14 protein-coding genes are annotated in these 10,672 nt (G+C 33.6%); 8 read left to right on the forward strand and 6 right to left on the reverse strand.

Annotated elements, in window-relative coordinates; genetic code table 11:
* Both OZD68_RS02930 and OZD68_RS02935 read left to right on the forward strand, forming a co-directional pair.
* Positions 1 to 186, forward strand: a 186-nt coding sequence (locus OZD68_RS02930; RefSeq protein WP_275008955.1) for a hypothetical protein, incomplete at its 5' end; no start/stop codon positions are given.
* A gap of 15 nt (positions 187 to 201) precedes the next feature.
* On the forward strand, positions 202 to 690 hold the full coding sequence (locus tag OZD68_RS02935; RefSeq protein ID WP_182309687.1) for a hypothetical protein: 489 nt from the start codon (positions 202 to 204) through the stop codon (positions 688 to 690).
* 45 nt (positions 691 to 735) lie between these two features.
* Here the strand turns inward: OZD68_RS02935 and OZD68_RS02940 are convergent, their stop codons facing one another.
* The gene (locus tag OZD68_RS02940) at positions 736 to 1,929 is read right to left on the reverse strand and encodes a pyridoxal phosphate-dependent aminotransferase (RefSeq protein WP_182309686.1); all 1,194 of its coding nucleotides are present in this window, start codon (positions 1,927 to 1,929) and stop codon (positions 736 to 738) included.
* Between the two features lie 68 nt (positions 1,930 to 1,997).
* On the reverse strand, positions 1,998 to 3,014 hold the full coding sequence (hemE, locus tag OZD68_RS02945; RefSeq protein WP_182309685.1) for a uroporphyrinogen decarboxylase: 1,017 nt from the start codon (positions 3,012 to 3,014) through the stop codon (positions 1,998 to 2,000).
* A gap of 402 nt (positions 3,015 to 3,416) precedes the next feature.
* Here hemE and OZD68_RS02950 point away from each other — a divergent pair, with 402 nt between their 5' ends.
* The gene (locus tag OZD68_RS02950; protein ID WP_182309684.1) at positions 3,417 to 4,235 is read left to right on the forward strand and encodes a transporter associated domain-containing protein; all 819 of its coding nucleotides are present in this window, start codon (positions 3,417 to 3,419) and stop codon (positions 4,233 to 4,235) included.
* Between the two features lie 66 nt (positions 4,236 to 4,301).
* On the opposite strand, the gene OZD68_RS02955 is transcribed toward OZD68_RS02950, so the two are convergent.
* Positions 4,302 to 4,676, reverse strand: a complete 375-nt coding sequence (locus tag OZD68_RS02955; protein WP_158246746.1) for a histidine phosphotransferase family protein — start codon at positions 4,674 to 4,676, stop codon at positions 4,302 to 4,304.
* A complete protein-coding gene (locus tag OZD68_RS02960; protein WP_006280049.1) occupies positions 4,661 to 4,954 on the reverse strand; it encodes a hypothetical protein in 294 nt (97 codons plus the stop codon). The genes OZD68_RS02955 and OZD68_RS02960 overlap by 16 nt, the downstream gene beginning before the upstream one ends.
* Positions 4,955 to 5,087: 133 nt before the next feature.
* On the opposite strand from OZD68_RS02960, the gene purM reads away from it, so the two are divergent.
* The gene (gene purM / locus OZD68_RS02965) at positions 5,088 to 6,125 is read left to right on the forward strand and encodes a phosphoribosylformylglycinamidine cyclo-ligase (RefSeq protein ID WP_182309683.1); all 1,038 of its coding nucleotides are present in this window, start codon (positions 5,088 to 5,090) and stop codon (positions 6,123 to 6,125) included.
* On the opposite strand, the gene purC is transcribed toward purM, so the two are convergent.
* The gene (gene purC / locus OZD68_RS02970; RefSeq protein WP_182309682.1) at positions 6,122 to 6,844 is read right to left on the reverse strand and encodes a phosphoribosylaminoimidazolesuccinocarboxamide synthase; all 723 of its coding nucleotides are present in this window, start codon (positions 6,842 to 6,844) and stop codon (positions 6,122 to 6,124) included. The two genes, purM and purC, sit on opposite strands and share 4 nt — an antisense overlap.
* Before the next feature lie 74 nt (positions 6,845 to 6,918).
* On the opposite strand from purC, the gene trmD reads away from it, so the two are divergent.
* Entirely contained in the window at positions 6,919 to 7,629 is a 711-nt protein-coding gene (gene trmD / locus OZD68_RS02975) for a tRNA (guanosine(37)-N1)-methyltransferase TrmD (protein ID WP_182309681.1), read from the forward strand.
* The gene (gene rplS / locus OZD68_RS02980; protein ID WP_182309680.1) at positions 7,613 to 7,990 is read left to right on the forward strand and encodes a 50S ribosomal protein L19; all 378 of its coding nucleotides are present in this window, start codon (positions 7,613 to 7,615) and stop codon (positions 7,988 to 7,990) included. Before trmD ends, rplS begins: the two co-directional genes overlap by 17 nt.
* A 48-nt stretch (positions 7,991 to 8,038) precedes the next feature.
* Here the strand turns inward: rplS and OZD68_RS02985 are convergent, their stop codons facing one another.
* Positions 8,039 to 8,221 (reverse strand): hypothetical protein, encoded by a 183-nt coding sequence (locus tag OZD68_RS02985; RefSeq protein WP_010962989.1) that lies wholly within the window; start codon positions 8,219 to 8,221, stop codon positions 8,039 to 8,041.
* Between the two features lie 48 nt (positions 8,222 to 8,269).
* On the opposite strand from OZD68_RS02985, the gene pstA reads away from it, so the two are divergent.
* Together pstA and OZD68_RS02995 are read left to right on the forward strand one after the other, a co-directional pair.
* Positions 8,270 to 9,520: a phosphate ABC transporter permease PstA gene (gene pstA, locus OZD68_RS02990; RefSeq protein ID WP_182309679.1), complete on the forward strand. Its 1,251-nt coding sequence runs from the start codon at positions 8,270 to 8,272 to the stop codon at positions 9,518 to 9,520.
* A 6-nt stretch (positions 9,521 to 9,526) separates the two neighbouring features.
* On the forward strand, positions 9,527 to 10,324 hold the full coding sequence (locus OZD68_RS02995) for a phosphoribosylformylglycinamidine synthase subunit PurQ (protein ID WP_044471287.1): 798 nt from the start codon (positions 9,527 to 9,529) through the stop codon (positions 10,322 to 10,324).
* The last annotated feature ends 348 nt before the right edge of the window (positions 10,325 to 10,672 follow it).

Here is a 10,672-nt window from a genome sequence, read left to right on the forward strand (position 1 = left end):
GGCATTCAACCTCCTTATCATCATCTACCCTTATCCTATCACATCCGGACTTTTATGGAAAGAGCTATAGTTGCAATTATAGCTCTTTTTACAATAATCCGAACAGATCATAATATGCTACTGCTCTACCATAGCCATAAGCACATATCTTATCCTATTCGGACTATTGCGAGAAGTGCTATATAATATTAAAGCAGGCTGATGAATATAAGCACGATAGATAATACGCTGCAAAATTACATAACAAAATACATTGAACAAACATTCGCTACACACGTGCTAGGCAATAGATACGACAAATTGTATAGGAAACTTCTAAGTGGTATAGAAGAGATAATAAAGCTTGCTGTAAATGAAGCAAAACACTACGATGAAAATTTAGAAGATCTATATAACGATTCAAGATTTAATAAGAAATTTATTCAAGCTGTTGCTAAACATCATGTGTCGGAATTTTTAAATACTTATCCGAAAAGAAAAGAAATTGTTGCAGAATTTTACAATGAACATCACATTAACGAAAGTGATTTAAAGACTCTGGAAAAGGGGAAAGATTTAGTAAATAAAATAAATAACATTAACTTACTGCAACAAAATGAAAAAAATGAGGAATTCAATATTAGAAAGACACTTGCTCAATCAATAAAAATGCCTTCCATAGAAAAACACAAGTTAGAACATTCAAAATAACCTTGGCGAAGTATGGCAAAATATACAACTTATGGATAGTCTATTTCATTTTAACTCCTGGCACGCTTTAGTAATACTATCACATCCAATTTCTAGTTGTTCCTGAGAGGTTGCATAAGAAATTCTGATAAAATTTTCTAGACCAAATGCAATTCCTGGAACCACAGCAACCAAATGATCTCCCAGTAAGTATTCAGTAAAATCTAAATCATTATTTATTATCTTACCACTTTTTGTGCTTTTACTGAGCAATCCTTCACATGAGACAAATAAATAAAACGCACCTTGTGGAACAGACGCTGATAATCCCGGGGCAGAATTTAGCTCTTTCACCATAAAATCTCTACGACTCTTAAAAATCCTTGTTCTTTCTTTCAAAAAACTATGATCACCGTTTAATGCTGCTGCTGCTGCTGCTTGTGCTATCGAATTTGGATTAGAAGTGCTTTGAGACTGCAGCGTAGAGATAGCTTTTACCACATCACTTCTACCTGCAATATACCCTATTCTCCAGCCTGTCATTGCATAGGCTTTTGATACTCCATTGACTACAAAAACTCTATCATAAAGCTTCGGCTCAACCTGAGCGATAGTAAAAAACTTTTCGTCGTATATTATATGCTCATAAATATCATCTGTAACGACATTCATATGTGGATATTCAAGCAATATTTGTGCTATGTCTTTCAATTCATCACATGTGTACACAGCTCCTGCAGGGTTGTTCGGTGAGTTAAGAATTAACCATTTAGTTTTTTTAGTTATCCTGCTTTTCAATAATTCCGCTGTCAGTTTAAAATTTTGTTTGCATTCTACTACAACTGGCAAGCCGCCAAAAAGACTTACCATATCAACATATGAAACCCAATAAGGAGCTGGAATAATAACTTCATCTCCAGAGTTAATTGTTGCCATGAACAAATTGAATAACACCTGCTTAGCACCTGTACCAACACAGATTTGGTTAAGCGTGTACTCGAGGTTATTATCCTTTCTTAACTTATTAATTATTGCTTCTTTCAGCTCACGCGTTCCATCAACAGCAGTATATTTAGTCTTACCTTCACTTATTGCTTGAATAGCTGCTTTTTTTATATGATCTGGAGTATCAAAATCCTGTTCTCCTGCAGCTAAAACACAGATCTTTTTTCCTTCATTTTTCAACTTATTTGCCTTATCAGTTACAGCAATCGTATGTGATGGTTTTATTAGGGACATTCTTTTTGCAAGGTCTGACATATCTTACTGAAGCTAAATTCAAATGATAAACCCCGTACAACAAAAAAGCTAGAATTTTGTGTATTGTATTAGTAGCTTTTTACCAGGTTTACCAACGCAGCAATATTTTCAACTGGAGTATCAGGGAGTACTCCATGTCCGAGATTAAATATGAAGGGTAAATCTCTAAAGCAATCTATTATACGTTTTGCTTCTTTGATTGCTTCCGTTTTATTATAGGCTAAAAGATTAGGATCAAGGTTTCCTTGTAGAGGGATGTTTAGATTCGCTTTCGCCCATTTTATTGGAACGTTATAATCTATACTTACTGCAGATACACCTGTTTGTTCGCAGTAATCTTTATAAAGATTTCCAGCAGACCTTGGAAAACCTATTATTGGAAAATCAGAAAATCTACCCTTTATTGCCAAGATAATTCTCTTTGTTGGTTCGATAACATATTCTTTAAACAATGGTTCCGATAACGCACCAGCATTACTGTCAAATAGCTGAATAACATCTGCTCCAAATTCTATCTGTTTAATTAGATAAATAATCGTTACTTCCGTTATTCGTTCAATTATTTCCTTCAAACACGAAGGATAAAAATTTAATACTTTGGAAAAAGTTTTGCTGCTCCCACCTTCTATGATGTATGAGGCTACTGTCCATGGTCCAGCAGCAAATCCTATGAGAGATTTTTCTTTTGGTAATTGGCTTCTGACTTTTTTTATAGCGTTTAGAATTGGTAAGGTTTTAGTTTCAATTTCTTGTGGACCCTTCAATTCCTTAGTACTTTCGACGGGTTTTATTATTGGACCTACACCGCGTACGAAATTCACGTCACAACCCAAAACATCAGCTATTATTAAAATGTCTGAAAAAATTATCGCCGCATCCATGTCAAATCTTGTCACCGGCTGTAACGTCAATTCTGTCATTAAATCTGTGTTGTAGCATATCTCCATAAAATTATTCATATTTTCTACTGCTTTGCGGTACTCAGGAAGAGACCTGCCAGCCTGACGCATTAGCCAGATAGGCACTCTTCCACCCGGCTCATTTCTCTTAATAATTTTCGCTATTGTTGTTTTGCCGCTTTCCAATCTATTCTATTTATTCTTTTGTATATTAAAGTATAGTAATAATAATAGTTCTATCAATAACTTGTTACTAACTTAAAATTCAGTAAAAATTGGCGTTGTTCAACTTGTGGATAAATATGTGAGTAACTTTCGTATATTATTGATTTTCTGTTATGATTTATGTGTATAAGTAAGGTGTTTAGAGTGTTAGTAATTTTCTTTTATGGAAAATACTTTACCATCATGCATTGTTACACAACTATGTATATGTTGTTGAAAAAGTTGTTGATCAATTGTTGGTATTTTATATCAACAAATAATTCACAAATTAATTTGACATTATTCACATGCTTATTAAACATTTAATAACAGTTTTCTTGATAAATCTAATCTGAAAACGTTTTTGCCATTACAGGGAATAAATTGAGTAAAAAAAGAACCTTAGTAGAAAAAATAGCATATAGAATTTTTCTCTTCCTTTTCAAAAAAGCTTCTGTGTTGAAAAAGTGTGCGACTGAGGCATTAATGAAAGATCTACCAGACCTTAATATATTTAATGGTCTATTAAAATTCCGCGATTGTGGTATAATGGATATAATGACTACACGTACAGAGATATGCGCAGTAGACATTGAGTCAAGCGAGCGTGAAATAATAAAGAAGATAAAAAACACTTGCCACACTAAAATACCAATTTATAAAAATAACTTTGATAACGTAATAGGCTTTTTTTATGTAAAAGATGTTATTTTTAATAGGGATAAAAATTTTAATCTGAAACATATTATACAAAGCGTAATATTTGTTCCACCATCGATGAAGACAACTAATCTTTTTGTTAGGATGAACTCTTCTAAATCATGCTTAGCTATCGTATTGGATGAATATGGTGGAACTGATGGTTTAATTTCAATGACTGATCTTATAGAGGAACTAGTACCAAACATTGATAGTGAAAACGAAATAAATTCAGAATATACCATTACTGAATTGTCTCAAAATAAGTTTGAAGTATCAGCAAGGGCTCTTATAAAAGATATAGAAGAGGATCTAAAAATAGAATTACGTGACCCTGAAGAAGACTATGTTACACTTGGTGGTTTGATTCTTTCGATTGCTGGTAAAGTACCTTCTGTAGATGAAGTAATTAAATATAAAAATGGTATGAAGTTTATCATCAAAGATGCAAATGAGCGCTACATTAATAAAATAGTACTAGACTTAAGTGATTACAAAAATTAGATTTGGTACCCATTGTCTGGGAATGCCTTGACACGAAGAAAAAGTTGTAATGACCAAATATGCAACTCAAGTTATAGTTAAACCTATTTCCAGCAAATTATTTTCGCAAGTATAATGCATTTCAGTGTTATAGTACTCTAATAATAAAGAGGTCATATAGATATTAATATCTTTTGTATTTAAATTAGTGTCATTTTTTTTGATTAATTTGTCTACTAATGATTTGCTTATTGGTTTGTGTTCATTTAGAATTTTTATAGTTAATAGCATTTTATCTTCTGTTTGACTCAGTAAAACAGATACTAGTTCAACTTCCGCCACTGCACTGGCTATAGTTAGCACCATATTAGAAATTATCTTATTTATCTTTTCAATTAAATCTTCCTTATTTTTTGCAGAGTATGCGTCTATTTTCCACGTAAGCTTTACTTTTTTTTTAATAAATAATTTTCGATATTAGATTTGGTCTTATCAAAGCTATAATTATCCATTGAAGAAGAATATGCCTGCTTCATAACTTTATGTTTATATATTAAATCATCGGAGCTTTCTTTAAGAAACAACAACGCTTCCTTCTGCGCATCAGCATCATTCTTATCTATTACTTCAAGCTCTTCTACGCCAAACGTTATTCCATTCATAGAGTTAGCAAAGTCATGAAGCAGCCGTCCTGATAGCAGTTCCGTTATTAACAGTATGTTTTTGGTATTTTCGTTCATTGGATAATTATAAATGATTTAAGTTACCCTATATTGGTAAGTATATAATAGTCAATTAAGAGAAAGTTTCGTTGCACTTTTTATATCAAGGCATTAATATAGTATTAACAATTTTAAAATTTATAAAAGGATTATGAATACTTATACCAGATCAGGAATAGATATTGAACTATATAATAAGTTAATAAAAGAAGTCAAGCCTATTGCTCAAGAAACTACTAGAGAAGAAGTAATCAGCGAAATAGGTTCATTTTCTGCGTTATTTGATTTTGCTGCACTAAGTAAGAAGTATGACCATCCAGTACTCGTTTCCTCAACTGATGGAGTAGGTACGAAACTGTTGATAGCTCAAGAAGTGAATAAACATGATACTATAGGTATAGATTTAGTTGCAATGTGTGTAAATGACTTACTTGCACAAGGAGCAACGCCTTTGTTTTTCCTTGATTACTTTGCAGCAGGCGTTTTGACCAAAGATGTTTTATTATCTGTGGTTAATGGCATTGCAGAGGGGTGCAAGCAAGCTAAAATAGCATTGGTTGGTGGGGAAACTGCAGAAATGCCTGGAATGTATGGTAATAATCACTATGACCTTGCAGGGTTTGTGGTTGGTGTAGTTGATCGAAAGCAAATTCTTCCAAACTGTAGTATGATGAAAGCAGGTGATTATATAGTTGGCTTAGAGTCAAGTGGAATTCACTCAAATGGGTTTTCTTTAGTGCGCCATGTTTTCAAAAGCTTAGGTATAAATTATAACGATACATCTCTATGGAATAATAAATCTTGGAGTGAAATACTACTTGAACCAACAAAAATATATGTTGATTCTTTGCTGCCTATCATGTCACAAGTAAAAGGTATTGCGCACATCACGGGTGGTGGTTTGGTAGACAATATTCCGCGAATTCTTCCAAAAAACTTATTTGCAAACATAGACATTAATTCCTGGAAATGGCCAGATATATTTTTATGGCTAACAAAGGAGGGTAAAATAGAGAAGAAAGAAATGCTAAAAACATTTAGTTGTGGTATTGGTATGGTATTGATCGTAAGTTCTGAGAATATGCAAAACGTGAAAAATCATTTCCAAAAACGTGGAGAAAAAATTGAAATTATTGGAAAACTTGATGAGGCATGTAACCCTCCACTTGATAGAGTAGTATTTAGTTAACCTAACTTTACTGACAGTCTTTTTGCAACTTCTAGGTATGCTTCCTTTAAATCTCCTAAATTCAAACGAAAGACATCTTTGTCTAGCTTTTTATAAGTATTTTTATCCAATAATCTGCAGTTATCAGGGCTAATTTCATCAGCTAAAACGATTTTAGTACTGTCATTTATTAATCTGCCAAATTCTAACTTGAGATCAACTAAATATATACTTGCATTTGAAAATAGGTGAACTAATATTTCGTTGATTTTTAAAGTTGTAGTTTTAACTTCATCCATTTCTTTGCTAGATAGCCAATCAAAATACAGTATGTGATTTTCACTTACCATTGGGTCGGCTAGGTCATCATTTTTGTAAAAAAAATCGATTATAGGAGATGCAAGCCTCTCACCTTCTTTGATATTAAAACGTTTGCAAAAGCTGCCAGCTGCGACATTTCTAACTACTACCTCAAGAGGTATTATCTTGAGTTTTTTGACTAGCTGTTCTCTTTCGTTTAGAGTTTTTATAAAGTGTGTGCTAATTTCTGCTTTCTCAAGCTTTTCCATGATAAAAGCACTAATATGATTATTAATTATTCCTTTACCATCGATTATTTCATATTTTTCCTTATTGAATGCTGTAATATCATCTTTAAAGTGCTGTATGACAATTGATAAGTCTTCAGTTTCAATAATGGCTTTCGCTTTACCTTCGTATATCGTTTTATTCAGTGACATGTTTAATTTAACTATATATTATATCAATTTACTACTCTTAGAGTATAGCCACAAATAACTTAAAGTAAACCTTAATGGCATTCAATGTTACAATATTAACCATATTCCCAGAAATGTTCCCGGGGTTTTTGAACTATTCTCTTGCCGGAAAAGCGTTAGAAAAAAAAATATGGAACCTTGAAGTAATAAATATTCGTTCTTTTGCGAAAGATAAACATTCAACTGTGGATGATGTTCCATATGGAGGTGGAGCAGGAATGGTTATGTGTTCTGATGTAGTTGGTGATGCAGTAGATAGTATGCTCTCTGTTCATAAAAACACTAAGTTTATTTACATGACTCCATCTGGAACTAAGTTTAATCAGAATATTGCCAGAGAATTATTAGAGTTTCCTCATATAACAATATTGTGTGGTCGATTTGAAGGTATTGACCAAAGGATAATTGATGCGTATACTCCTTATGAGTTAAGTATTGGAGATTATATACTTTCAGGAGGTGAGCCAGCTGCAATGGTGGTTCTTGATGCATGCATTAGACTTCTTCCAGGTGTAGTAAATAATACCGATAGTATTACTGAAGAAAGTTTTAATTATGGTGGTGGTGTACTTGAATATCCTCAATATACTAGACCTGAGCAGTGGAAGGGATATAAAGTACCTGAGGTTTTGTTATCTGGCAATCACAAGAAAATAAGTGATTGGAGGCAGAAGCACTCTCATGTTATAACAAAAAAGCGTAGGCCTGAATTATTGAGTGGAGAGATGAATGACAAATTTACTTAAAAAATTTAACGAACAGCAAATGCAAGTGTTAGCTAAAGAAATACCAGAATTTCGTCCTGGCGATGATTTGAAGGTCACTTTTAAAGTAGTTGACGGTACAAGTGAACGTATACAGATATTTGAAGGTGTATGTATATCAAAAAGGAACCGCGGGTTACATTCTTCTTTTGCAGTCAGAAAAGTGAGCCATGGAGAAAGTATAGTGTCTCAGTTTTTTGTTTATTCTCCTGCACTGGTTTCAGTGCAATTGACAAGAAAAGGAAAGGTTCGTAGAGCAAAACTGTATTATCTGTGCAAACTATTTGGAAAAGCTGCAAGGATCAAAGAGCGTACTACTTATGTTAAAAAGAAATCTAAGTAGATACAATAGGGAGTGATGTCAATTGTGTCATCTCAGAACTCTCTCTTGTCATCCCAGTGCGTGACACACAACTGTACGAACATTGTGTTTGCCTCCCGCTGTGGTGTCATCCCAGTGCTCCGACACTGGGATCCAGCATTCATTATTCTCCTTTTGGTTTGTGCTTTCATGGAAAATGTAAAAATTATTTGCAGGCAAAGCCTGCTGGATCCCAGTGTCAGCTACTTGCATGACAAAAAAGGGGAAAGTTTTTTCAAATCCTCGTGTAAAGAAAAGTAAATGAGTATAAAGAAAAAATTCCTTAAATTACTTCAGTCAAGGCGTGTACATGCTCGTATAAAAAGGAAAAATAAAAAGAACAGAGCGCTACGCTTTTGTTCTTTCACGGCACTAGTTATCTCACTTGGCTGTCCTGTGTGTATATTGTTGAGTATATTAGTTAACTCTTACAGTGCCTTAACAGTAACGAAAATTTTATTGCCAGTTAAAATAAATGCTGATCTTACTTTGGCGAGTAATCCTAGTGATTTGCGATATAAGTCCATCGGCTTACTCAACGATTCTTTACGTAAGGTGTTTAAAGGAACTGATTTTAAAGACAGTGACGAAATTTTAAGTCGTAATTCTTACAAAGAACTAGAAAAATTTTTTCGTAAGAAAGTGAAAGGTAGTGGTGAATATGAGATCTGGTTTACCGCGTCAAGTATAATTAATTCAATAAATAAAGATAAACATTTGAATGATCATTATGCTAAATTACTTGATTGGCTAAAAGAAAAAGGGAGAGTGAAAAAATTTTTTAATAAGTCTTTATTCCTTAAATCTGACTCTCGTGAACCTGAGAATGCAGGGATTTTAGGTGCATTTATCGGCTCATTGATGACAATTATAGTGTGCCTAGCATTAGCATTACCAATAGGAATTATGTCGGGCATCTGTCTTTACGAATTTATGCCTAAAAATAGGCTCATGACCAATATTGTAGAAATTAGCATAAATAATCTTGCTGCAGTGCCTTCAATAATATTTGGTGTAGTAGGCTTAACTCTCTATCTTGGCATATTTGGGCTACCACGCTCTTCACCACTTGTTGGTGGAATGACTCTTTCATTTATGATGTTACCTAATATTATAATTGCAACAAAAAATGCCTTTGCGAATGTTCCTATTACGATAAAAGATGCAGCGTTTGCGCTCGGTGCACCTCACATCAAGGTGATATTAGATCACTCTTTGCCGATTGCATTACCAAGAATAATACATGGTACTGTGCTTGCAATTGCAAGGATTTTAGGTGAATCTTCCCCTTTACTTATGATAGGTATGGTAGCATTTATTGCTGATACACCTATGTCCTTCTTCGATCCGGCAACTGTTCTACCTGTGCAAATATACATATGGTCAAGCAGTCCTGAAATTGCATTTGTTGAACTTGCTGCTATCGCAATTATAGCTTTATTATTGGTGTTATTTGCGTTAAATTTAGTAGCAAATTTTGTAAAAAGGAAATTCGAATTTTTTAATTTTTAGCAATTCATGAAAATCACAGTCCTATCTGGTTATGGCTTAAATTGCGAAAAAGAAACTGCATTTGCATTTATGGAATGCAGCAGAAAGCTTGGTATTGGTAATATTGAAGTAAAAATCGTTCACATTAACGATATCATAGATAATCCAGGTGAACTGAAATTAAGCAATATACTTGCAATTCCAGGGGGTTTTTCCTATGGTGATGACACTGGTGCTGGTAATGCGTTTGCTTTACGTATTAAAAACAACTTGTTGGATGAGTTTCAAGAGTTTTTATCTCAGGACAAGCTGATTATAGGAATATGTAATGGTTGTCAGATATTAGTAAAATTAATTCCAGAGTTCTCTAATCTAGCTTTAATCCATAATGATATAGGCAATTACCAATGCCGCTGGATTAGAGTGAGAGTTAATCCGCAGAGTAATTCTGTTTGGCTACGGGGTCTGAGTGAACTATATCTCCCTATTGCTCATGGGGAAGGCAAATTTTTTATGGATCAAGATATTTTGAACCAATTGATTGAGAGCAATTCCACCGCATTACGTTACATTGATAAAAATGGCAACTATGCTAACCTACAATTTCCTTACAATCCGAATGGATCTACATACGACCTAGCAGCTTTATCAGATAAAAGTGGAAGAGTGCTAGCTTTAATGCCCCATCCAGAAAGGGGAATATTTTTTACTCAGCAAGATAATTGGCCCCTTGAAAAAGAAAAGAGCAAGCGTTTAGGTGTTGCTGTGCCAAAATATGGCGATGGAATGCTTATATTTGAAAATGCACTGAAGTATTTTTGTTAAAATTTATTGATAGGGATTTATGGTCGAAATTATCCCCTGATATTGCAAAAAACTTGCTTGACAAGCCTTGCCAGTCCCCTTATCATGAAACTGAAGCTATTTATTTATCTTCTCTGTACAGATTAAATGACAAAAAAACTCACGTATCTGGCGTCCCATGTTTAATTTTTTGCACTATGTGCATCTTATGTCTTTATAAAATTCTAGGTTTTTACCTAATATAAGCTGAAATGCGCTTATAAAGCATTTAAAATATCAAAAAACGCCAACTTAAAAAATGGATAGTGAATAATTAGCTACCCTAGGGTTTCTTTTGCCTTTTTTTCTGTTTAGTAAATTTCTTAAACA

Source organism: Wolbachia endosymbiont of Drosophila bicornuta, from assembly GCF_028982105.1.
GTDB lineage: Bacteria > Pseudomonadota > Alphaproteobacteria > Rickettsiales > Anaplasmataceae > Wolbachia > Wolbachia pipientis.

Excerpts from the sequence above, each read along its gene's own strand:
- OZD68_RS02935 (WP_182309687.1), top strand. The coding sequence starts at position 202 with ATGAATATAAGCACGATAGATAATACGCTGCAAAATTACATAACAAAA.
- OZD68_RS02940 (WP_182309686.1), bottom strand. The coding sequence starts at position 1,929 with ATGTCAGACCTTGCAAAAAGAATGTCCCTAATAAAACCATCACATACG.
- OZD68_RS02960 (WP_006280049.1), bottom strand. The coding sequence starts at position 4,954 with ATGAACGAAAATACCAAAAACATACTGTTAATAACGGAACTGCTATCA.
- purM (WP_182309683.1), top strand. The coding sequence starts at position 5,088 with ATGAATACTTATACCAGATCAGGAATAGATATTGAACTATATAATAAG.
- purC (WP_182309682.1), bottom strand. The coding sequence starts at position 6,844 with ATGTCACTGAATAAAACGATATACGAAGGTAAAGCGAAAGCCATTATT.
- trmD (WP_182309681.1), top strand. The coding sequence starts at position 6,919 with ATGGCATTCAATGTTACAATATTAACCATATTCCCAGAAATGTTCCCG.
- rplS (WP_182309680.1), top strand. The coding sequence starts at position 7,613 with ATGACAAATTTACTTAAAAAATTTAACGAACAGCAAATGCAAGTGTTA.
- OZD68_RS02985 (WP_010962989.1), bottom strand. The coding sequence starts at position 8,221 with ATGCAAGTAGCTGACACTGGGATCCAGCAGGCTTTGCCTGCAAATAAT.
- pstA (WP_182309679.1), top strand. The coding sequence starts at position 8,270 with ATGAGTATAAAGAAAAAATTCCTTAAATTACTTCAGTCAAGGCGTGTA.
- OZD68_RS02995 (WP_044471287.1), top strand. The coding sequence starts at position 9,527 with ATGAAAATCACAGTCCTATCTGGTTATGGCTTAAATTGCGAAAAAGAA.